This is a genomic window from Kribbella sp. NBC_01510 (assembly GCF_045040325.1).
Lineage (GTDB): Bacteria > Actinomycetota > Actinomycetes > Propionibacteriales > Kribbellaceae > Kribbella.
The window spans coordinates 1,135,937-1,158,579 of sequence record NZ_CP109418.1 but is presented as its reverse complement, the minus strand read 5'-3'; the positions used below and the strand labels follow the sequence as shown (position 1 = coordinate 1,158,579).

Sequence of the window (22,643 nt, the reverse complement as noted above, 5' to 3'; positions counted from 1 at the left end):
GTCACCGGACGTGCGCCGCGACGTTGTTGTCAGGTGACGTAGAGCTTGGTTCTCGCGCCTGGCTTGAAGCCGATGGATTGGTAGAGCGCCCGCGCTTGCGGGTAGCCGTCGTCACCGCGTGGGCAGACCAATGCGTCGGTGCCACCCGCCTCGCGCAAGGCGTGCAGTGCGGCTAGGTTGACCGCCTGGCCTAGCCCTCGACGCCTGTACTCCGGGGCGCAGCCGACCGGCTCCACGAGGCCGATGCCGTGCACCCGATCGTGCCAGATCAACGCGGTGGCAACGAAGTCGCCGGTCGGGGCTTCGACGACCCAGTCGAGCTCGGGCCGGTAGGGCCAGGTGGTCATCACCGCGGCGAAATCCTCGTCGGTCACCTTCGACGGGCCCCAATCGGACCAGGCGGCGCGATGACCCGCGGCCTGTTTCTCCACCTCGTCGGGTCGCACATGCCGGAGGGTCAACCCGTCCGGCACCACCGGAGTACGGAGGTCGCTCAGCGAGATGCGGTGATGGGTGAAGAACGGCGCTCCGTCGTCCGGGTGGAAACCTGCGGCCTCCAGCGCGGAGACGAGGTGGGTCTCACTCTCGAGGACGCTGCAGGCTCCGTTGGGTGCGAGCGAGCGGAACCACGCAATGACCTCGGCAGCAACCTCGGGCCGGTCCGGATCGACCACGAGCGAGAGGTGGTCGGGGAGCTCCGCCCATCCCCAAGCGACCACCTGGCCGTCGTCCTCCCACAGCGCAGTACGCCAGGTATCCCCGCGCCGGCCGGAGTCCACGCTGCGTTGCCAGGCCACGTCGCCGATGTGCAACCGTGACCCCGGACTCCAGGTCCGCTGGACCAGGTCCTACATCAACCGAAGGTCGTCGGGCGCTTCGAAATCTCGTCGTCGCACTGCAACCTCCCGTGGGTGGATTGGCTCGCCCAGCATCGCTTGAGCTGCACAGCGGCTCAACCGATTTGGGTCGGGTCCCGACTGCCGGCGGTCCTACTGGCGCGTTGCCTTCCATAGCTCGACGCTCGGCCAAGCCGACGCCCATTCGGGTGGGACGTAGCCGTAGTTGGAGTGGGCGTCTGCGGGGGCGACGTACTCGGTGAGTTCGTCTAGGAGCCCGCTGAATTAGGGCCGCTTTCGGTTCGGTGTCGACGGGTGGGGTCTGGTCCGGGGCGAGTCGGTCCGCGGATCTGGGTCTGTGGCGGGTGTGTGGTGGGTGTGTGTGGCCAGTTGGTCGGGTCGTGTGTGCCGGGAGTGCTGGGGGTCGTGGCGGTGGCGGGCCTGCGGTGTGTCAGGTGGTGGTGAGGGTCCAGGTGCCGGCGGTGAGGGTCAGCCCTCGGCCGATGAGGTTGCGCAGGTTGAGGGCGGCGGTGCGGTGTTTGAGCCAGGCGTTGTTCTTGGTGGTGCCGCGGTAGCGGAGTTTGACGCGGCGCCCGCCTTGGCTGGCGATCTGGGATATGACTCGTTCCACGTTGGGTCGGAAGGTGCGGTAGTCCTGGCGCAGGTCGGGGTTGCCGGACCAGTCACGGCGGGCTTGGCGCAGCAGCGCGTCGCGGTCGGTCAGGTGGAGTGTGCGGCCGTCCTTGGCTGTGGTGCAGCGGGTTCGTAGCGGGCAGTCGCGACACAGTACGCCGAAGGCCACGGCGCGTGTCTTGGTGATCGCCCGGGTGTGTCCGGCCGGGCAACGGGCCTGCCCGGCCGCCTCGTCCACGGTGAAGTCGTCGATGGTGAACCCGCCCTCGATCGGGGCCTTCACCGGGCCGGGTTTGATCACCGCCGCATGCCCGGCGTCCTCGATCGCGCCGCGCAGATCCCCGGTGCCGTAGGCGGAATCGCCGTACCACTGGCGCGGCTCGGTCTCGGCGTCGAGGAACCTCCCCGCCACGGCGGCGTCACTGTTGTCGGCCCCGGCGGCAGGAGTGAGTGCCTCGTCGGTGATGATCGCGGTTTGCGGCTCGGCCGCCACATGCGCCCGATACCCGTCGCGGGTGTTGCGGGGCGACTTGCGGGTATGCCGGGCCTCGGGGTCCACCGTGGAGATCACCCGCTCCGGCGCGACCCGCCGCGCGATCCGCCACCGCCCGTCGGTGCCGTCGCTGCCCTCGGCCGGCTCGACGTCTTGGCCGGCGATCAACGCCAGCAACGCCACCACCTGTTCGGCATCGTCGTCCAGCTTCGTCCCGCTCAGGGCATCAACCAGCGCGTTCGCGTCGTTGACCAGCGCCGACACCAGCGCCTCCCGCGCGGCCGGATCGTCCCAGTCGATCACCGGCTTGCCCGGCCGGGAGTAGTCGTGGCCGGTACACACCGCCGCGATCAGCGCCATCGCACCGGGCACCTGCCGCCCGACCCGGCGAATCACCGAGACCAGCTGAGTGATCGTGTCCTGCGTGGCCACCGCGTCGTCCAGGATCGTGGAATCCACCGCCCGCCTCGACCGGCCCCGCACCACCCCCGTCGCTTCCACGACCTCACGGACCGCGTCGCTGATCCGATGTGGGCGATCCGACGTCGCCAGCCGGCGGCGCCAATACACCAGCGTCGAGGCATCGAAACCCTTGTGGTCCAACGCCAAACCGGTCGCAACCTTCCACCGCAGATCACACCGTGCCGCCTCCGCGGTCTCCCGGTCGGAGTAATCATGCAACGTCTGCAGCACCAGGATCGACGCCATCACCGACGCCGGGATCGACGGCCGCCCCCTCACCGACGGAAACAAGTCATCGAACTCGCTGTCGGCGAACAACTCCCGCCGATGCTCGGCCAAGAACGCGAACATGCTGCCATCAGGAACCAGATGACCAACCAGCGCCCACGCGTCCAGCAACTCCCGATCAGACCGCTCCACACCCTGCACCAGACAATCCTCCCGAACAGCTCACCAACCGCCGGGACGACACTCCGATTATTCAGCGGTCTCCTAGCTGGAATCCGGATTGTCGGAGGAGCTTGATCGTCGGGCCGGTCGGTAGCTGGAAGTGGGTGCCGCCATCGGGCCGGTTGATCCGTGCGACGTCTGCGTACGGTCGGCTGAGGCGGTCTCCTGCCGCTTCGGCATCAGGAGCCGTGCACAGTTCCACGAGGGTGGAGTTGCGCAGGAAGATCAGCTGGCCGCCGGACCGGACAAGCCGGGCGGCTTCTGGAATCCACAGCGTCGGGTCACACCAGCTGCTGGCGCCGTACTCACTGATCGCCACGTCGAAGCTGTTGTCTGGCAGCGGGACCTGCTCCGCGTTGCCGTGGATCAGTGGGAACACCAGGCCGAACTCCTGTTGGAGTGCTTCGGCAGTCGCGAGCTGCTCGGCCGAGTTGTCGATGCCTACCGGACGACCGCCGGCCCGCATCACCCATGCCCCGATGTAGGCAGTCCCGCAGCCCAGGTCGATGACGTCCTTCCCGCTCAGTTCCGGGAGCACGTGCAAGTCGGATTCCGGTGTTGCCCAGATCCCCCAATGCGGCTCGGCGGCCCATTGCTGCGCTGCCCGGCTCCCGAACCATGCGCTGTACCGGTCATCCCAGATCGTCTGGTTTCGGGCAGCGTGGCCTGGCGGTGCCTCGTCATCGGACATGACCGGCAGTCAAGCGGTGAGGCCTCCGCGAGCGCAACCGAAATTCTTCATCGCGGGTCCGCCTTTTGCATCGGATCTCTTCGTTTGTTTGGTCCGCGGGTAAACCTGCGGTGGGCGAAATGGCTGGACCGATTACTAACCTCTGCAAGCCTTTGTCCAGGTGTGTTTTGTGCCTCCGGAAACGCGCCGGCGCGGTGACTGCGGGCGGTAATGGAGTCATTACTTCTGGTCCATAGCGCAGTTGGGTGATCGTGTCGTATCGTCGCGTCATCGCCAGGCCTTGGTGGGGGTTCTGGTCTTCGAATCCTTTGTGTGCAAAGAAACTTTGGAGCTCGGATGACCATGGACGGTACTGTCGTGGTGCCCGGAACCAGCCAGGGTGCGGAGTGGGTCGACGATGTCCTGCTGGCCGGTCCGGCCGGTGACATTTGCTTTCGGTTACCCGATCCTATCGACCGGGACAAATTGCGCGGATTGGTCCGCGATCGGCAAACGGAACTGGCTCGGTCCGGTTTCAGGCCGGGTGGTGCGGTGGCCTTGCGGTTGCCGCCGTCGATGGCTTTCGTCACGCATTTGCTCGCGGTCTGGCGCAGCGGCGGCCAGACGATCCTGCTGGATCACCGGCTGACCGACTACGAGGTCCGGCGCGCGACCGAACGGCTGGTCCCGCAGGTGGTGGTGTCACCGGCGCGGCCGGTGCCGGCGGGGCTGCGGACCTTCGTCGAGGTCGACGTCGACCTGGCCAGCTACTCGGGTCATCCGGCCGGTACGACGCACGCCGTCGTACAACTCAGTTCCGGCTCGACCGGGCCGTCGAAGGTGATCGGCCGGAGTGCCGAGGACCTGGTCGAGGAGGTACTGCGGTACACGCGGATCGACGGCGTACCGCAGCGGGGGGAGCGGTTGATCCTGCTGCCGTCGATGGTGCATGTGCTCGGATTGGTCGGCGGTCTGCTCTACGGACTGCATGCGGGCGTCGAGTTGGTGCCGCCGGCGCGGCTGACGGGGGATGCGATCGTTCAGGCGATCGGGTCGGCCACCACTCCGGCGACGGTGCTCGGGGTGCCGTTCCACATCGGGCTGCTCGCGTCGGTACAGGATCCGCCGCGGTTGCCGCAGTTCAAGCGGATGACGACCGGCGGCGAGCTGGTGCCGGCGGCGGTGTCGCGGTCCTTCGAGGAGAAGTACGGCGCACCGCTCGGGAACATGTACGGGATGACCGAGGTCGGGGTGATCGGCACCGACCTGTACGGCGAGCACCGGCCGGCGATCCGGCCCGCGCCCGGGATCGAGGTCCGCGCGGTCGACGGCGAACTGCAGGTCCGCCGGCCGGAATCGCCGTACCTGGGCCTGTCCGACCCGACCCGCTGGTCCGACGGCTGGTTGCACACCCGCGACGCCGGGGTGCTGGACGAGGAGACCGGTCTGGTCAGCATCAAGGGCAGGCTCGACTCCCAGGTCTCCGTCGGCGGCCTCAAGGTCGACCTCACCGAAGTCGAGTACACGCTGGCCTCACTCCGCGGCGTCGAGGCGGCGGTCGTGGCCTTCGACGGCGCCATCACCGCCTACGTCCAGGTCAGTGCCCCACAGACGGTCTCCCAGCTGGAGAGCGATCTGGCCCAACTCCTCGCCCCCTACAAACGCCCCCGAACCCTCCACCTCCTCGATCAGTTGCCCCGAACAACTACCGGAAAGCTCGTCCGCGACCTGACCACCCTCCGCAAGGCCGTCTCGTGATGCACAGTCACCACCACCTCGGAAGCTGTCGAGGCCAGAGCCACCGCCAGAACCGCCTGCTCCACAGGCACATGGAGAACTGCGAGGCCGGCTTCGCCAGTAACCATGCCGGCAGCCGGGGAGGCGGGGAGTGGCATTCGTCGGCGCAAGCCGGAGTTGCGCAGGCCTTGGCCGAGCGCCTTGCCTACTGCCTCCTTCGCGGTCCAGAGGTGAAGGAAAGCTGTCAGCTCGTCGGGTTGGTCAGCCATCCACGCCAGCTCGGCAGGGTGGAACCAGCGCTCGGCCAGGGCGCGCACCTCCCGCGGGTGCACCTCCTCCACGTCCACGCCGAGGGGGCCGGCGTACGACGCGGCGACGGCGAGCAGGTGGTGCGTGTGACTGATGCTCACCGCGAGGCCGGGAATGTGCGGCCGGCCGGCCGGGTCGTGGCTGAGGACCGGGCCGGTGACGAGTGTGCTCGCGAGGGCGAGCAGGAGTTCGTGGGCCGTGAGACGCGGCTCGGCGCCGGCCGGCGCCAACCAGACATGTACGGAATCACCCACCGAAAGAAGGTACCCGAATGAAGGACGAGGTTCGCGCGTTCGTCATCGCGCAACTGCAGGACATGAACTACGACACCGAAGGCATCGACGACGACACCACGCTCGGCCCGGCCGGGGTGGACCTGGAGTCACTCGCGCTGGCGGATCTGTCGGTGCGGGTCGAGGACCGGTTCGGGGTCAGGTTCTCCGACGACGAGTCCGAGCAACTGGCGCTGATGACGGTCGGCGAGTTCACCGCCGAGGTGGCCGGCCGGGTAGCCCAGCAGGTCTGATGATTACGCGGGACGAGATCCTCACCTGGCTGGCCGGTCTCGGCGAGCGCCCACCCGGTGCCGAGCGGCTCGACTCGATGGAACTGGCGTGGCTGGTCCATCAGGTCGAGCAGCGGTACGGCGTCGAGCTCGCCGACGACCAGCTGGAACGCATGGCCACCATCGACGACGCCGTCACCGTGATCGCCGAGGTGCTGACCAGCCATGTCTGAACCCCGACCGGTCGCCGTCACCGGCCTCTCGATCCTGACCGCGCTCGGCCGCGGACCGGAGGCGCAGCTCACCGGTACGCCGACCTTCACCGAGGTCAGCCGTTTCGACACCAGCAACCGCCGCGTGCACCACGCCGCGACGGCGGCCGAAACCGGCACGCTGGAAGAAGAACTGGACCAGGCGATCGCGACCGCCTGCGCGCAGGCCGGCGTCGACCGCAGCACGACACCGCTCCTGCTCGGCCTCCATACCGCCCCGCCCCGCGACTTCGGCCAGCGCCGCGTCTACACCAGCGCCTGCGTCTCAGCCAGTACGGCGCTGGCCGACGCAGCAACGTTGATCCGCGCCGGCCGGGTCGACCGCATCGTCGTAGCCGCGGCCTACCTCGTCGAGCCCTACCAGTACGCGCTCTTCGACGCCGGTCGAGCACTGTCCACCGACGCCGCCGTCCGCCCCTTCAGCCGCCACCGCCAAGGCACCCTTCTGGGCGACGGCGTAGCCGCAGTAGTCCTGGAGTCTGGCGAAGGCCTGGCCGAACTGGTCGCTTGGTCCCGCAGCGGCGACGCGTACCACGCCTGCCAACCATCCCCCGACGGCCGAGGACTAGCCGCCGCCATCGAGCGTGCCCTCGCCCGAGCGGGCCTACCACCCGAAGCCATCGGCTACCTGAACGCGAACGCGACCGGCACCGTCTTCAGCGACGCCGCCGAAGCCGCCGCCATCACCCGAGTCTTCAATCCCGCCCACACCACCCCCGCCGATGGGTCAGCTCACAAGCCGGTGGGTTTGCCTACCGGGGACGGGGTGGTCAACCCGCCGTCTGGTGGGCCAACCCATGAGCGGGGGATGCGTGGGGTGGCGGTGAGTTCGACCAAGGGGCTGCATGGGCACGCGTTGGAGGCGTCGGGGTTGGTCGAATTCGTGGTGACCGTCCAGGCGTTGCGGGAGGGGAAGTTGCCGGTGAACGCCGGGTTCCTCGAGCCGGATCCCGCCTGTCGGCTGGATCTGATTCTGGATGCGCCGCGGCCGGCGGGTTCGCCGTACGGGATGTCGCTGAACTCGGCGTTCGGGGGAGCCAATACGGCGTTGGTGGTGCGGGTGGGGTGAGCGGGCTGCTGGAAGTTCATGAGCTGGTGGTGCTGGCCGAGGGCTACTGGCCGGACGTAGGTGATGCGGGTGAACCGCCGGCGCTGCCTGGGTTTGTGTTGTCGGCGTTCAGTCCGTTGGCGGCGGTGGTTGCGGAGCGGTGCTTGGGGCGGCTGAGCGAGCGTACGGCGCGCACCGGGATCGTGCTGGTGAGCGACGGGGACCGGGTCAGCGCGGAGCATGTGCGCCAAACGGTTGCTGAGGGCAAGAGACTCGGGCCGTTGTTCTTCTTCCAGTCGGTGCCGAACAGCGTGGCGGGATGGATCGCCGCGCGGTGGGACCTGCGCGGCCCGGTGGTGTGTGTGACGGACGGCGGGCTCGACGAGGCCGCCTTGCTGATCGGTGACGGGGATGCCGATCAGGTGCTGATCGTGCAGGTGGGGGCCGACCAGGCGTCCGCCGTGATCGTGACTGGGGGAGACCCGACATGAAGAACCTGCGAGCCCGACTCGCCGCGGATCCGGCGATCGGCGCCGGCAACGTCCTCGCCCGGGTGATCGCGCACGGCGCCGACCCGGACGGCCCCGGCCTGACCTTCGACACAGCCGTCGACCACTTCCCGGCCGAGCACCCGTTGACGCTCGGCGAGCTGGACGACCGGGTCCAGGCCCGTACGGCGTGGCTGCATGAGCATGGCATCGGCCGCCGGGACGTGGTTGCGATCTGGGCCACCGAGGCGCAGGACATCGTCCTCAGCTTCCTCGCGCTGACCCGAGTCGGCGCGATTCCCGCGCTGCTCAACGGCAAGATGGCGCCGGCCATCGCGGACGAATACATCCGCCGACTGCGGGTCACCGCGGTGCTGGCCGACGTGGCCCATCGTCCGCTCCTGCAGACCGAGGTCCTCGCCGAGCCGAAGGATCTCGGCACCGGTGATCCGGCGAAGGCGCCTGAGCACTACCGGCACCATCGCGACGACCCGATCGTGATCACCCACACCAGCGGCACAACCGGCGTACCCAAGGCTGTTCTGCACACCCACACCACCTTGTACGCCGCTCTCAAGCACCTGCTGACCATGCCGCAGGCGCAAGGCACGGATCGGATTCTCAACGCGCTCCCGATCCCGCACACCGCGACGATCCTGATGGTCAACCAGGTGCTCGGGAACCGCGCCGAGATGCTGCTGTTGTCCAGCCAGGACGCACCGTACGTCCTGCGGCACATCGAGCGCTGGGAGCCGCGAGCCGTTTACGGATTCGCTGTCACGTGGGCCGGGTTGGCGCGCGAGGATCTGGGCAAGCACGATCTGGACTCGGTGCGGATGTGGTTCAACACGGGCGACTGTGCGCATGAGCCGCACATCCGCAAACTCGTTGCCGTCGGCACCCGGGAGACCGTCACGCGACAAGGGCGGGTGACGGTCAAGGGCAGTCACTTCGTCGACGGTCTCGGGTCGAGCGAGATGGGGCACAACGGCTTCCACATCACGCACACGATCGACAGCGATCACTACGGGCGGTGTATCGGGAAGCCGTATCAGTTCGCGGAGGCCGCCGTACTGACGTCGACCGGTGAGGAACTGCCGCTCGGCAAGGTCGGCCTGCTCGGCTTCCGCTCACCGTCGGTGTCACCCGGCTACTGGAACGACTCGGTCACCACGTACCGCTTCCGGCTGAACGGGTGGTTCCTCACCGGTGACTTGGTCTACCGCGATGACACCGGTCACTACTTCCACCTGGACCGAGTCCCGGACGCGGTCGCCGGCTTCGAAGGCCCGCAACTCTTCACGTCGATGTCCGAGGAGCGCATCCTCGCGGCTCTTCCGGAGGTTGCCGACTGCACTGTCGTCATCGTGCCGGACAACGGCAAGTACGTCGCCGACGTACTGCTCGAGCTGTCACCGGACGCCGCTGAAGTGGACCGGTCGGACGCGGTGAAGGAGGCGGTCGGCGAGGAGGTCGCGGCGATCATTCGCCGAGTGAGCGTGGTCGGGGCGGACGACGTCCCGGTCACTGTCACCGGCAAGGTTCGCAAGGTTGCCCTGCGCGCGGAACGCCTGACCGGAGCCGACGCATGAGCCCGGTCGGCGGGGTCACCATCACAGGAATTGGTCTGCTCACCCCGGTCGGCCGTGGCATCGACGAGGTGTACGGCGCCTTGCTGCATGGGCGATCCGGGATCGTGAAGCCACCGCCCGAGCACGCGATCGCCAACTCCATCGAGCTGGCCGGGATCCTGCCACCCTTCGACGCGGGCAAGCTCGCCTCCGGCCCTGACGGCAAGGTGATGGACAGGACGGTCATCCTCGCGCAGTTGGTTGCCGAGGACGCACTCGCGGACGCCGGCCTGACGATCGGGGAGAACGTCGACGCCGACCGCGTCGGTGTGATTGTCGGTGGGGTCGGAGGGATGGCGACCCTCGAGCAGCAGGTGCTCGCGCGGGCCGAGCGTGGGCGGGCGGCCGTCAGCCCGTACCTCTTGACGGGTGTCCTGCCGAACATGCCCGCCGCCCGAGTCGCGATTCGGTTCGGGTTGCGGGGCTACACCTCCGCGGTTGGTACTGCGTGTGCGTCCGGGGCTCAGGCGATTGCGGATGCTGCTCGGTTGATCCGGTGCGGTGAGGCTGACGTGGTGTTGTGTGGGGCGAGTGAGGCGCCGTTGTTTCCGACGTTTGCGGAGACCTTTGCCAACGCGCGGGCCTTGGCCAGAGGGTGGGATGACCCGGCCGAGGCGAGCCGGCCGTTCGATCTGCGCCGCAACGGGTTCGTGCTGAGTGAAGGTGCCGCACTCCTCGTGCTGGAGAGCACCACGCATGCGGCCGCTCGAGGTGCACGTGGCTACGCGGACGTCGCCGGGTACGGCGTCAACTCGGACGCGCATCACCCGACCGCTCCCCGGCCGGATGGGTCGGGGGCCGCCGAGTGCATGCGAAAGGCCTTCGAGGCAATAGATCCCAGCAAGGTCGGCTATGTGAACGCGCACGGCACCAGCACCAAGCTCGGTGATGTGGCCGAGTCGGTCGCGATCGGGCTGGCGTTCGGCGAGCACCATCCCGCGGTCAGCTCGACCAAGGCGTTGACCGGGCACATGCTCGGCACCTCCGGTGTCGTCGAGGCCGCGGCCGCCGCCTGTGCGATCACGACCGGTCTGCTGCCCCCGACGTACCACCTGGACGATCCGGATCCGGCCTGCCCGCTGGACCACGTCCGCAAGGAACCCCGCGAAGTCCACGTCGAGTACGCGCTGTCGAACTCGTTCGGATTCGGCGGCCAGAACGTGAGCCTGCTCCTCGGCACCGCCACCACGCCGGAGCGGCGAGTCATCAACAGTGAGGAGAACCTGTAAATGGAGATCTACGGGATCGACCACGTGGAGCTGTACGTGGGCGACGCTCGGCAGGCGGCGTTCTATCTGGGACACGCGTTCGGCCTGCAGGTACACGGGCAGGGCGGACCGGAGACCGGCCTGCCGGACCAGCGGTCGCTGCTGCTGCGCGAGGACGCCGTACAGATCGTGCTGACGTCCGGGCTGGCCGCCGACCACGCCGCGGCCCTCTACGTCCAGCGCCACGGTGACGGTGTCGCCGTGGTCGGGCTGGAGGTGGACAACGCGTCCGTGGCCTACACCGAGCTGCTGGCCAGGGGTGCCGAGTCGGTCGCCGAACCGGTGACCTACACCGACGAGCAGGAGACCACCGTGGTGGTCGCGGAGGTGGCGGGCTTCGGCGACGTGATCCACCGGTTGGTCGAGCGGCACGGGCCGCGCCGCGAGTTCCTGCCCGGCGCGTTCCAGATCACCGAGCCGGCGAGTGGCCCGGACGAGAAGCTGTTCAGCGAGATCGACCACCTGGCGATCTGTGTGCCGTCGGGGCAGTTGAGGCCGACGGTGGAGTTCTACGAGAACGTCTTCGGGTTCCTGCCGATCTTCGACGAGTACATCGAGGTGGCCGGGCAGGGGATGGAGTCGACGGTCGTGCAGAGTACGTCGAAGCACGTCACCTTCACGTTGATCGAGCCGGATCCGAACCGCCGGCCGGGACAGATCAACGACTTCCTCACCTGGCACGCCGGCGCCGGCGTGCAGCACATCGCGTTGCGGACCAGCGACATCGTCGAGGCGGTCGGAACGCTGGCCGGCCGGGGCGTAAACTTCCTCGCCTCGCCGTCGGCGTACTACCAGGCGTTGCCGGAACGCGTCGGTGAGGTGGAGACGCCGATCGAGGACCTGGAGAAGCTCGGCATCCTGGTCGACCGGGACCACTGGGGTCAGCTGCTGCAGATCTTCACCGAGTCGATGCACGTCCGGCGCACGCTGTTCCTGGAGATCATCGAGCGGCGCGGCGCGATGACGTTCGGCAGCGGCAACATTAAGGCGCTCTACGAAGCCAAGGAACGCGAGTTGGCGGCCTCATGACCCTCGAATTCAAGCTTTCCGAAGAAGAGATCGAGCTCCTGCCCACGGACGAAGACGTTGCCTTCTACAACGAGCTTGGGTGGTACCTGTCCAAGAAGCTGCTCACCGACGACGAGACCGACGAGCTCGTCAACGCCAGCGAGCGTTACTACGCCGGCGAACGCGACCGCACTCTCCCGACGGCCCCGCCGAAGCTGGCCTCCTGGGATCCGTCGAAGGGCGACGTCCAGCGGCACAACGACTACGTGCACTACGAGCACGACGGTCTGGCCAAGATCCTCCGCAAGCCGCTGATCGGTGCGGTCGCGGCCCGGCTCGCACAGACCGACGAGATCAGGATCTTCCAGTCCACGCTGATCTACAAGCCGCCGATCAAGGGCGAGCCGTCGAACATCGTGCCCTGGCACTTCGACAAGCACTACTGGTCGTCGTCGGCATCGGACCGGATGCTGACCGCGTTCATCCCGTTCCACGACTGTCCGCCGGAGATGGGCACGATCACCATGGTCGACGGCAGTCATCGCTGGCAGGAGATCGGCTCCGACGACACCGTCGTACGCCACTTCGCCGACCGGGACAGGTCGCAACTCGACCAGATGCTGGCCGAGAACGCGGCGTACAACCACGCCGAGGTGACCAAGATCCCGATCACGATCCCACGCGGTCATATGAACTTCCACCACTGCCGCACGTACCACGGCAGCGGAGCCAACGTCAGCGACCGTCCCCGCCGTGCGATCTCCCTGCACCTCCAGGACGGCGCCAACCACTACCGCGAGTTCCCGTTGTCCGACGGAACCCTGGCCGCCTACAACCACGACGTCCTCGTACGCCGCACTCCCGCCGGCCACCCCGACTACGCCGACCCCGACTACTGCCCAATCCTCTGGGCCGACCGCTGACAGGAGAACCGCCCATGTCCCGTTACGACTGGGGTCAGACCCACCCCGGCATCGAACAGCTGGAGAAGGCCGTCACCCCGGCCCGCGACAAGGTCGTCCAGCACCCGCTCTACGCGAACCTGGATACCCACGAGGCGCTGGTCACCTTCATGGAGCACCACGTGTTCGCGGTCTGGGACTTCATGTCCCTGCTCAAGTCGCTGCAGCGCGAACTCACCTGTGTGACCGTGCCCTGGATCCCGACAGCGCACCCCGGTAGTCGCAGGCTGATCAACGACATCGTGATGGTCGAGGAGAGCGACGAACTCGGCGACGGTTTCATCAGCCACTTCGAGCTGTACGTCAACGGCATGCGCGAGGCCGGAGCGGACGTGGCTGCCATCGAAAGGCTGATCGACCTGCTCCGCAACGGCGGCTCGGTGGTCGAGTCGCTGCGGGAGGCCGGCGTACCGCAGCCGTCGATCGACTTCGCCGGGACGACCTGGGACATCATCGAGAACGCCCCGATCCACTGCCAGGCGGCGGCCTTCGCGTTCGGCCGGGAGGACCTGATCCCGGACATGTTCACTCAGGTGGTCGCGGTGAACGAGCGGTCGAACAAGCTCAACACGTTCGTCGACTATCTGGAGCGGCACATCGAGGTGGACGGCGAGCAGCACACGCCGATGGCGATGCAGATGGTCACCGATCTCTGCGGTGACGACCAGGCCAAGTGGGAAGCCTGTGCGGACACGATCAACACCGCGCTGGCCGCCCGCGCCCGCCTGTGGGACGCCATCCTCGCCGCGGTGAAGGACTGACCCATGAGGTCTGCCGATCTCTACCGGACCGTGCGGTTGATCCGCCGGTTCGAGGAGCGGGCGATCGAGTTCGTGCGGTCCGGGGAGATCGTCGGCGGGATTCATCCGTACGTCGGGCAGGAGGCGATCGCGGTCGGCGTGTGTGCAGCGTTGACGGACGCCGACGTGATCACCAGTACGCACCGCGGGCACGGCCATGTGCTGGCCCGCGGTGTGGACCCGGCGCGGTTGTTCGCCGAGTTGATGGGCCGGGAGAGCGGGCTGAACAAGGGTCGTGGCGGGTCTATGCACGCGGCCGACTTCAGCCTCGGGATCCTTGGTGCGAATGCGATCGTCGGCGCGGCCGGATCGATCGCGACCGGTGCGGCGTGGGCTTTGCGGCAGAGCGGTCGTGACTCGGTCGCCGTCACGTTCTTCGGTGACGGCGCGATGAACGAGGGGATGTTGCTGGAAGCATTCAACCTGGCCGCGCTCTGGCAGGTGCCGGTGATCTTCGTCTGCGAGAACAACGGGTACGCGACGACGATGCCGGTCGAGTCGGCGGTCGCCGGCAGCATCACCGGCCGGGCGCGGGCGTTCGGCATCCCGGCTTTCACCATCGACGGGCAGGATCCCGAGACGGTGCTGAAGGCAACCTTGGCGGCGGTGACGCGGGCCAGGGCTGGTAAGGGACCTACGTTCCTGGAGTGCGTCACCTACCGCTTCGACGCACACCACACCTTCGAGCACCGGACCCGGCTCACTTACCGCTCGCCCGAGGAACTCGCCGCCGGCTGGTCGCGCGATCCCGTGGTAATCCAAGGCGCTCGACTGACCGCCGACGAGCGGGCGGCGGTCGACACGAAGGTGGAGGTCTTGCTCGACGCGGCGGCCGAATTCGCCTTGGGAAGTGCTCACCCGGATCCGGCGGCCGCTCTCGACTACCTGTACGCCTCGCCGGAGGTGCTGCGCTGATGCCGAAACTCTCGTACCTGAAGGCACTCACCCGCGCCCTCGGTGACTCCCTGGCTGAGGACCCGTCGGTCTTCTTGCTGGGTGAGGACATCCGGGTCGCGGCGTCCAACCTGACCGCCGGCCTGTTCGCCCGCTTCGGCCCGGACCGCGTACTCGACACTCCGCTGTCCGAGCAGGCCTTCACCAACTTCGCGACCGGCGCCGCGCTCGCCGGGATGCGGCCGGTAATCGAGTTCCAGATCCCGTCGCTGCTGTTCCTGGTCTTCGAGCAGATCGCCAACCAGGCGCACAAGTTCTCCCTGATGACCGGCGGCCAGTGCAAGGTCCCGGTCACGTACGTCGTTCCCGGTTCGGGCTCGCGGACCGGATGGGCCGGCCAGCACTCCGACCACCCGTACGCCCTGTTCGCCCACGTCGGCGTGAAGACCGTCGTACCCGCGACTCCGGCCGACGCCTACGGACTCCTGGTCTCGGCAATCCGGGACGACGATCCGGTCGTGGTGTTCGCGCCGTCCGGTGCGCTCGGTGTCCGTGACGATGTCGACTTCAGCACGCTCGCGCCGGTACCGCTCGGAGTCGGCCGGGTCGCACGTGCCGGCAGCGACGTGACGGTCGTTGCCCTCGGCCACCTCGTGCAGGACGCGTTGGCGGTCGCGGACGAACTGGCCGGGCTGGGAATCTCGATCGAGGTCTTCGACCCGCGGACCGTCTACCCGCTCGACACGGACGGTCTGGCAGCGTCGGTTGCCAAGACCCGCCGGCTGGTGGTGATCGACGACTCCAACCGGACCAGTGGCTTCGCCGCCGAGGTCCTCGCGGTCGCCGCCGAACGCTCCACCCTCGCCGCGCCGCCGCGCCGAGTGACCCGCCCGGACGGAGCCGTGCTCCCGTTCGCCCTGGCCCTGGACCGCGCCGTCCAACCCGGCCGCGACCAGCTCGTCTCCGCGATTCACGCCGTACTGGAGGAACGATGATCGATCTGTGGCACCAGTTGCCCGAGGCAACGCGCACGGCGCTTGTCGCGCGGGGGCGCGAGTCCTGGCCGCAGGTGTACGACGGCGTCGCCACGCACAACAAGGAGTGGCGACCGCTCCGGCCGCCGATCATGGCGGCGGCGACCTATCGATCGTTGACCGACGTCTCGGCGACCGTGGCCCGGTTGATCCTGGCCGCATGTTGGCGTAGGGCAACTACAGCCGGGGAGTTGCGGCGCGCGCTCGGGCTGCCGGTCGGGTACATCGACCTGCTCGACGAGGAGTTGCCGCTGACCGAGGAGCTGCTCGGTGGCGTCCGTGCGGACATCCTGCTGGCGGACGGGACGCCGTACGTGGTCGAGGCCAACATCGACAGCGCCCTCGGCGGCGCCCACGACTCCGACGGTGTTGCCCGGCGCTTCCTCGACGCGTACGCCGGTGATCCGGTGCTGGATGAGGTCGGGCTGGCGGCGCCGCCGTCCGCTGTTGACGCGCGGTACGAGGCGGTGCGGGCGGCGTTGAAGCTGACCGAGTCGGATCGGCTCGCCATGGTGTTCACCACCGGCGGCACGTATCCGGGGTCGCAGGACGGGCTGGCGATGATCAAGGTGCTCGAGCCGTTCAGCGACCGCGGTCGCGAACTCGGTCTCGACATGCGCGTGTACCCGGTCGAGTGGCTCACCCTGGACGACGCCGGTCGGCTCTGCGTCGACGACGGCCCGATCGACGCCGTACTCCGGATGTTCGTCCCGCAGGGCATGAAGCCGAGCGATGGGTTGCAGGCTCTGCACACGGCGGTCCGGGCGGGTGCGGTACGGATGTTCACGCACACGGCCAGTTGGCTACTGGCCAGCAAGACGATCTTCGCGTGGCTCTGGGAAGACCTGGCCTTGCTATCTGGGGAGGACGCCGAGGTCGTCCGCCGCCACGTCCCTCGCACGGAGGTGTTGTCCGCGGACCTTCGCGACGAGGCGATGACCGACCAGAACCACCTCGTCCTGAAGCCCTCCGGTTCGTACGGCGGAGTCGGTGTCGTGGTGGGCCCGGAGGTCACCCCGCAGACCTGGCAGGACGCCGTCGATGCCGCACTCGACGAGGGCTGCTACATCCTCCAGGCGTACGTCGAGGTCGACCGGCTCACCATGCAGTTCGTCGAGATCGCCACCGGCGACACGCGCGAGGCCGCAGTACCGTTCTGCATCGCGCCGTACCTCTTCGCCGGCACCCCGTGCGGCGCCTACCTCCGCTTCACCGTCCCCGGCGCCGGCCCGGTGGTCAACGTGGGTCAGGGTGCGCTGACTAGCGGTCTTCTGTTGGTTCCGTAGCCGGTATATCGGCCGCATCCACCCTCTGCGGTGTGATGTTTCCCCTTGTGGATAAGGGGTTTCCGGACCTCGATGGATTTGCGGCGGCCGGATGGCGGTGCGTAGAATCGCACACATGTTCGAAGGAGACCTGGCGACGCTGACGACGGCCGACCTGCTGGAATCGGCCGCCGACCACGACGCCGAAGCCCGGCGGGTCGACGCGCGGCGCCTGGAACATGCCCAGGTCTATGCCGATCGTTTCCATCCTGACGCGTGCCCGGCCCGGCCGGGCCGTCGGTCGTGGGAGGGCCGCGAACGCGCGGTGGTGCTGGGTGGCGACGGGTGCCCGGAGATCCTGGAGTTCGCGATCGCCGAGTTCGCAGTGATCCTCGGCATCTCCCCGCGGGTCGCGGCTAACTACATCGGTCAGGCGCTGGCGCTGCGGCACCGGTTCCCCTTCACCTGGGCCAGAGTCCAGGCCGGCGACGCGACACCGTGGAAGGCCTGCCGGATCGTCGCCGACTGCGCGAAACTGTCTGCGGACGCCGCCGCCTACGTCGACCAACGCATCGCGCGACTCATCGACTCGATCACCCCGTACCGGCTGAACAAGATCGTCCAGGCCGCCAAGATGCACGCCGACCCTGACCTGGCGCGCGCCGAGGCCGCCGAGAAGACCCGCGAACGCGGCGTGTTCGTCGGGCACAGCGACGAGCACGGCACCAAGACCATGTACATCAAGGCCGCCGCCGGCGCGGTCATCCGGAACAAGGCGACCCTCGACGCAATCGCCGAGGCCCTCAAAACCTTCGGCGACACCCGCCCGGTCCAACACCGGCGCGCGGACGCGGTCGGCATCCTCGCCGACCCCCGCTACACCCAAGAACTCCTCACCCAGGCCCGCCACCACCACCTCACCACCCCAGCCCAGGACACCCCGGCCCCGGACACCACGGCCCCGGACACCACGGCCCCGGACACCACGGCCCCGGACACCGCGGGGCCGGATACCCCGGCCCCGGACACCACGGCCCCGGACACCGCGGGGCCGGATACCCCGGCCCCGGACACCGCGGGGCCTGTGAGCACGAGCCGTCCGGGTGCGAGCCACCGGGCAGCTGGACCGCTCCGTCGAGGCTGGCGGGGCGCCGGGTGCCCCGAGGCCGGTGACGACGATCGTCCTCACGCGAGCACCGACCTGGCCCGGGCTGATGTCGACCACCAGGTCGACTCGGGCCACGGCATCGCTGCCGCGAGGGCCACCGGGACGCCCGGCGCGGGCCCGGCATCCCGGTGGGGTGATGAGGACCGGACCGGCAACCGGACCGGCATCCAGGACGAGCCCGGCCTGGACGACGAGGCCGACCGCGACCCACCCCACCCGAGTGGCAGGGACCTGCCCGACCCCCTCGACACCCCCGACACCGTGCCGACCGAGCCCGGCCTGGACGACGAGGCCGACCGCGACCCACCCCACCCGAGTCGCAGCGACCTGCCCGACCCCCTCGACACCCCCGACACCGTGCCGACCGAGCCCGGCCTGGACGACGAGGCCGACCGCGACCCACCCCACCCGAGTCGCAGCGACCTGCCCGACCCCCTCGACACCCCCGACACCGTGCCGATCGAACCCTTCGACCCCTCCGACCCCGGCCTACGCCTCGACCCCGACGACGGCCGGCCCATGGATGCGGCCGCACGCCGCGCCCTGCACGCGCGCCTGGCCCAGATCAAACACGACGCCTACACCAACCCCACCAGCCGACGAGTCCGTCCGGGCCAGACCCAGATCTATGTCCACCTCACCGACCACACCCTGGCCACCGGGACCGGCGTCCTGCGCGCCGAAGGCATCGGCCCGCTGCTCGCCGACCAGTTGGCCGAGCTGATCGGCCACGGCCCGTACTCCGTGAAGCCGGTCATCGACCTGAACGACGCGGTCAGCGTCGACGCCTACGAGATCCCCGACCGGATCCGCGAACGCGTCAAACTCACCCACCCCGTCGAGTTGTTCCCGTTCGGCACCCAAGAGACCCACCGCGGCATGGACCTGGACCACCTCCAGCCCTACGACCCCCTCGGCCCACCCGGCCAAACCAGCACCACCAACTTCGCACCGCTGGGCCGCTTCGGCCACCGGGTCAAGACCCACGCCCACGGCTGGACCGTCCACCGCCTCGACCCCAAAACCCTGGAATGGACCACACCCCACGGCTTCACATTCCACGTCGACCCCACCGGCACCCACCGAGTCCCTGACGTTCAGCCAGGTGAATCCTGATGTGGCGCGGCTATGAGGTGGCGGCCAAGAGCGCGGACGGTTTCGGCGGTGGCGACGGCGTCGCTGCGGGCGTTGCCGTGGCGGCCGTCGCTGCTGTAGAGGGTGGGGTCGGTGGACAGGGGGTGGTCGGTCAGATGGATATGGACGGTGTTGAGCTTGTCGGCCAGTGCGGCGGTGCGGTCCGAGAGGGTTCGCATTCGTTGCCGAAGGCCCGGTCTGAGCCAGTCCGCGACGGCGGGACTGTAGGAGATGTCGAACATGCCCAGCGTCATCACGTCCGCGCCGGCGTCCTGCAGGGTCGTGATCATCAGCGTGAGTTCGCGATCGACCCGGTCGGCGTCGTACGTGGCCGGGAAGGCGTCGTTGCCGCCGCCGACGACGAGCGCGAGGTCGGGACCAAACACGAGCGCCGGCTCGAGTTGGGTGGCCAGGATCTCGCGCGTACGCAGGCCGCTGACACCGAGGTTACGGCAGACCAGCTCGGGTTGGACCGCGCGGAGTTCGGCGGCGATCCGGTCGGCCCACTGCAGGGTGCTGTAGCCGTCGACCGGTTCGCACAACCCCTCCGCGACACTGTCGCCGAGCACGACAAACCGCCGCCAGGGGTGACCGGCGAGCAACTCGACGCTCTCTCCTGGTCGGAGGCAGTAGGGATCGTTTGCCTCATTCATGCCGCCTCCATCGTGCTCGGAGCGTCGAGAACCTTTCCAGGACCGCGCCGGGCGAGCGGGAAGACACTGATCAGCAGGCACACCAGGCCGGACAGGACCAGTGAGGGGGTCAGCCCGAGCCCGCTGACGAGTGCGCCGGCGAGCAGTGCCCCGAGTGGTAGTCCGGCGAAGGAGGTGGCGGCGACCACGCCGATGACCCGCGCCTGCAGGTCTTTCGGGACATGTTCGTAGAGAGCTGCGCCGAACACCGGGTTGATCGCGGCCATGCCGATCCCGGACAGGAACGTCACCACCATCACCAGGATCAGGTCGTCGCTGAACCCCAGTACCAGGAGGCGCGGACTGCCGCCGATCACAGCGCCGATGGCGAAGGTCAGGTAGCGCGGCAGTCTGGTAGCGAGGATCGCGAACCCGATGCTGCCCAGGAGGGCGCCGCCGGAGAACGCGCCGAGGGTCAGGCCGAGACCGGCTGCCGTGCCGAGCTCCTCCTTGACCCACAGGGGAATGAAGACCGCGGTGCTCGCGCTGCTGAAGACGTTCAAGGTGAACGTGGTGATCAGCATCGTGGTGAGCAACGCGTCACGGCGGACGAACGAGAAGCCAGCCATGAGCGACCGGAAGTACTTCTCCCGCACCGCGGCGGCGACCACCGAAGGTGGGTAAACGAAGGCGGCCACCAGCACGGCGCAGACCGCGAACGTCGCCGCGTCGATCCACAGCACGGAGGCCGCGTCGGTCCAGTAGATCAACAGGCCGGCCAGGGGTGCAGCAAGCAACGTCGCACCCCGCGCGAAGGCTTCGTGCAACGACGTGATCCGGATCAGTTCGACCTGGGCCGCCTCCGCCATCGGCCGGACGAGCAGATCCTTGGACCGGTCTGCGGCGCCACGCAGCGCACCCGCCAGTGCGACCAGCAGGAGTAGCGCGGTGAACCCCAGTTGGGTGGTCGCGGCGATCGCCCCGACCGCCACTGCGCTGCAGAGGTTCGCGAGGATCGAGGTACGCCGCGGCCCGAGACTGTCGATCAGCGGCCCGGCCATGATGCTGGCCACGATGTACGGCACCATCTCGACCGCCGCCACCAGACCCATCCGCGCCGCACTCCCCGTGGTCACCAGCACCAACCACGGAATCGCCACCATCGAGATCCGGCTCCCCACCGCCGACAGAACGTCCGCGACGAACAGGATGACCAGACCCCGCCGTGCGCTCATCCCGCCTCCCCGACTCCGACGCCGCGCCGGCCGGGGTGGTGGCGGGCGGGGCCGTCGGGACCCGCCTCAGCGTGATCCGGTCGGACCACCCGCAGTTCCCGGTAGAGCTTGCGGAGGGCAACTTTGTCGACCTTCGCGATCCGGGTCAGCGGCAGCTCGTCCACGAAGTCGATGGCAGCTGGAGTCCACATCTCGTTCAGCGTGTCGGTGACCAGTTGCCGGAGGTCGTCCGCGGTGACCGGGGAGCGCGTGACGACGAAGGCGTGGACTGCCTCGCCGACCACAGGATCCGGTACGCCGATGACCGCAGCGGTCCGTACTGCGGGATGGCTGGCGAGGATGTCCTCGATCGGGCGGCAGAAGATGGCCCAGTTGCGGCGGGTGGTGACGATCATGTCGTGCACGCGGTCGACCAGGAACAGGTAGCCGTCGGAGTCCAGGTAGCCGAGATCCCGGGTGCGGAGCCAGCCGTCGACGAGCGTCTCGGCGGTGAGCTCGGGCCGGCCCAGATACCCGGCGAAGGTGAGCTTGCTCTGCACCCACACCTCCCCGGTCTGTCCCGCGTCGAGCACCTTCCCGTCGTCGTCCCGGATCTCCAGCCGCACATCGCCGTACGGCGTACCCGCTGAAGCCAGCCGCTCCGGATGGCCCGGGTCCTCGGTCAAGCCCGGGAGTGCGGTGACGACGACCGCTTCGCTGAGCCCGTAGACGATCCGCAGTACCGGACCGAAGCGGGCGATCCCCTGTCGCAGCCGGGCGGGCGTCGCCGGTCCGGCGCCGACGTTGAGCATGAACAGGCTGCTGCAGTCGAAGTCCTCACCACCTGGATGATCGAGCACCTCGTACAGCATCGGCGGCGTCACGTACGTCGACGTGATCCGCTCGGCCGACACAGTCCGGTAGAACTCGTCCGGCGACCAGGTGTCGGTCAGGAACAGCACGCCGCCCGTGAACAGGTTGAAGAAGCTGGTGATCTGTCCGCTCGCCAGCCACAGCGGCGAACCCGAATAGTGCCGCAGCAACGGGAACCCGTTGGCGACGAACGCGTCCGCCAGCTCGAGGATCTGCTCGTAGAAGCTCTGCGTGTGGTGGACCAGCTTGGGATCGCCGGTCGTCCCACTTGTCTGCAGGACCGAGTCGGGTGCCGGCACCGACGGATCGATCACGTACGGCGCTCCGTCGGTCAACAGCTCGGCCACCTGGAACACGGGCATCGGCGCCAGTGACGCGGCGAGCTCACGGCCCAGGTCTCCGGTGCCGTCGGAGTCGTAGACGAACGCGGCCGCGTCGGACAGCGCGGCGAACCGGTCGATCTCACGACGGGAGGTGATCGGCGCGCTCCAGAGCACGCGGCAGCCGTGCAGGTGTAGGGCCAGTTGGAGCGCCGGGGCGTCGAAGCAGTTCGCCGCCATCACCAGTACGTTGCCACCGGGACGGATGCCGGCGTCGCGCAGCGCCGCCGCGATCCGCAGCACGTCGGCGGTCAGTTCGCCGTACGTCGCCCGCCGAACTCCGCGGACCAGCGCGAGCCGCTCCGAGAATTGCTCGAAGAGCGTTAATACCCGCAGCACGTAATTGGGCATGACGAATTCAGGCGGCATTTCGTAAGGTTCCCCTCGACTCCGGCCACCCCCAGCCGTCGGGGCGACTCTACTGGAAGCGCCGGGTGCCCGCCAGAGGCTGGAAACCGTTCTACCGTAGGCGGGCCG

General features: G+C 68.5%; 21 protein-coding genes. 14 read left to right on the top strand and 7 right to left on the bottom strand.

All coding sequences use genetic code 11. The features are described from left to right. Nucleotides 1-29: 29 nt before the first annotated feature. The 3 genes from OG558_RS05615 to OG558_RS05605 form a co-directional block, all read right to left on the bottom strand. Entirely contained in the window at nt 30-797 is a 768-nt protein-coding gene (locus OG558_RS05615) for a GNAT family N-acetyltransferase (protein WP_405069266.1), read from the bottom strand. Between the two features lie 490 nt (nt 798-1,287). Continuing rightward, on the bottom strand, nt 1,288-2,853 hold the full coding sequence (locus tag OG558_RS05610; RefSeq protein WP_405069265.1) for an IS1182 family transposase: 1,566 nt from the start codon (nt 2,851-2,853) through the stop codon (nt 1,288-1,290). A 52-nt stretch (nt 2,854-2,905) separates the two neighbouring features. Beyond that, a complete protein-coding gene (locus OG558_RS05605; RefSeq protein ID WP_405069264.1) occupies nt 2,906-3,565 on the bottom strand; it encodes a class I SAM-dependent methyltransferase in 660 nt (219 codons plus the stop codon). A gap of 336 nt (nt 3,566-3,901) precedes the next feature. Here OG558_RS05605 and OG558_RS05600 point away from each other — a divergent pair, with 336 nt between their 5' ends. After that, nucleotides 3,902-5,302 (top strand): class I adenylate-forming enzyme family protein, encoded by a 1,401-nt coding sequence (locus OG558_RS05600; RefSeq protein ID WP_405069263.1) that lies wholly within the window; start codon nt 3,902-3,904, stop codon nt 5,300-5,302. Here the strand turns inward: OG558_RS05600 and OG558_RS05595 are convergent. Further along, nucleotides 5,233-5,844 carry a 4'-phosphopantetheinyl transferase family protein gene (locus OG558_RS05595; RefSeq protein ID WP_405069262.1) on the bottom strand — a complete coding sequence of 204 codons (612 nt, stop codon included), beginning with the start codon at nt 5,842-5,844 and terminating at the stop codon, nt 5,233-5,235. The two genes, OG558_RS05600 and OG558_RS05595, sit on opposite strands and share 70 nt — an antisense overlap. Nucleotides 5,845-5,861: 17 nt before the next feature. On the opposite strand from OG558_RS05595, the gene OG558_RS05590 reads away from it, so the two are divergent. From OG558_RS05590 to OG558_RS05530, 13 genes are all read left to right on the top strand, one after another. Further along, complete coding sequence (locus OG558_RS05590; RefSeq protein WP_328526176.1) at nt 5,862-6,116, top strand: acyl carrier protein; 255 nt, start codon at nt 5,862-5,864, stop codon at nt 6,114-6,116. Further along, nucleotides 6,116-6,328, top strand: coding sequence for an acyl carrier protein (locus tag OG558_RS05585; RefSeq protein WP_329482079.1), 213 nt, complete (start codon nt 6,116-6,118; stop codon nt 6,326-6,328). The genes OG558_RS05590 and OG558_RS05585 overlap by 1 nt, the downstream gene beginning before the upstream one ends. Then, the gene (locus OG558_RS05580; protein WP_405069261.1) at nt 6,321-7,436 is read left to right on the top strand and encodes a beta-ketoacyl-[acyl-carrier-protein] synthase family protein; all 1,116 of its coding nucleotides are present in this window, start codon (nt 6,321-6,323) and stop codon (nt 7,434-7,436) included. Before OG558_RS05585 ends, OG558_RS05580 begins: the two co-directional genes overlap by 8 nt. Continuing rightward, entirely contained in the window at nt 7,433-7,906 is a 474-nt protein-coding gene (locus tag OG558_RS05575; RefSeq protein ID WP_405069260.1) for a hypothetical protein, read from the top strand. The genes OG558_RS05580 and OG558_RS05575 overlap by 4 nt, the downstream gene beginning before the upstream one ends. Then, nucleotides 7,903-9,495 (top strand): class I adenylate-forming enzyme family protein, encoded by a 1,593-nt coding sequence (locus tag OG558_RS05570; protein WP_405069259.1) that lies wholly within the window; start codon nt 7,903-7,905, stop codon nt 9,493-9,495. Before OG558_RS05575 ends, OG558_RS05570 begins: the two co-directional genes overlap by 4 nt. After that, nucleotides 9,492-10,763, top strand: a complete 1,272-nt coding sequence (locus OG558_RS05565) for a beta-ketoacyl-[acyl-carrier-protein] synthase family protein (protein ID WP_405069258.1) — start codon at nt 9,492-9,494, stop codon at nt 10,761-10,763. Before OG558_RS05570 ends, OG558_RS05565 begins: the two co-directional genes overlap by 4 nt. After that, complete coding sequence (hppD, locus tag OG558_RS05560) at nt 10,764-11,831, top strand: 4-hydroxyphenylpyruvate dioxygenase (protein ID WP_405069257.1); 1,068 nt, start codon at nt 10,764-10,766, stop codon at nt 11,829-11,831. It abuts the gene before it with no gap. Beyond that, nucleotides 11,828-12,733 carry a phytanoyl-CoA dioxygenase family protein gene (locus tag OG558_RS05555; protein WP_405069256.1) on the top strand — a complete coding sequence of 302 codons (906 nt, stop codon included), beginning with the start codon at nt 11,828-11,830 and terminating at the stop codon, nt 12,731-12,733. Before hppD ends, OG558_RS05555 begins: the two co-directional genes overlap by 4 nt. Nucleotides 12,734-12,747: 14 nt before the next feature. Next, nucleotides 12,748-13,533: a DUF3050 domain-containing protein gene (locus OG558_RS05550; RefSeq protein WP_405069255.1), complete on the top strand. Its 786-nt coding sequence runs from the start codon at nt 12,748-12,750 to the stop codon at nt 13,531-13,533. 3 nt (nt 13,534-13,536) lie between these two features. After that, entirely contained in the window at nt 13,537-14,487 is a 951-nt protein-coding gene (locus tag OG558_RS05545; protein ID WP_405069254.1) for a thiamine pyrophosphate-dependent dehydrogenase E1 component subunit alpha, read from the top strand. After that, nucleotides 14,487-15,461 carry an alpha-ketoacid dehydrogenase subunit beta gene (locus OG558_RS05540; protein ID WP_405069253.1) on the top strand — a complete coding sequence of 325 codons (975 nt, stop codon included), beginning with the start codon at nt 14,487-14,489 and terminating at the stop codon, nt 15,459-15,461. Before OG558_RS05545 ends, OG558_RS05540 begins: the two co-directional genes overlap by 1 nt. Further along, nucleotides 15,458-16,786 (top strand): hypothetical protein, encoded by a 1,329-nt coding sequence (locus tag OG558_RS05535; protein WP_405069252.1) that lies wholly within the window; start codon nt 15,458-15,460, stop codon nt 16,784-16,786. The genes OG558_RS05540 and OG558_RS05535 overlap by 4 nt, the downstream gene beginning before the upstream one ends. 115 nt (nt 16,787-16,901) lie before the next feature. Further along, nucleotides 16,902-19,049, top strand: coding sequence for a hypothetical protein (locus tag OG558_RS05530; protein ID WP_405069251.1), 2,148 nt, complete (start codon nt 16,902-16,904; stop codon nt 19,047-19,049). Here OG558_RS05530 and OG558_RS05525 read toward each other — a convergent pair. The 3 genes from OG558_RS05525 to OG558_RS05515 are packed head-to-tail and all read right to left on the bottom strand — an operon-like array spanning nt 19,031 to nt 22,535. Then, nucleotides 19,031-19,720, bottom strand: a complete 690-nt coding sequence (locus OG558_RS05525) for an SGNH/GDSL hydrolase family protein (protein WP_405069250.1) — start codon at nt 19,718-19,720, stop codon at nt 19,031-19,033. The two genes, OG558_RS05530 and OG558_RS05525, sit on opposite strands and share 19 nt — an antisense overlap. Continuing rightward, complete coding sequence (locus OG558_RS05520; protein WP_405069248.1) at nt 19,717-20,934, bottom strand: MFS transporter; 1,218 nt, start codon at nt 20,932-20,934, stop codon at nt 19,717-19,719. Before OG558_RS05520 ends, OG558_RS05525 begins: the two co-directional genes overlap by 4 nt. Further along, complete coding sequence (locus tag OG558_RS05515; RefSeq protein WP_405069247.1) at nt 20,931-22,535, bottom strand: class I adenylate-forming enzyme family protein; 1,605 nt, start codon at nt 22,533-22,535, stop codon at nt 20,931-20,933. Before OG558_RS05515 ends, OG558_RS05520 begins: the two co-directional genes overlap by 4 nt. Nucleotides 22,536-22,643: the final 108 nt, after the last annotated feature.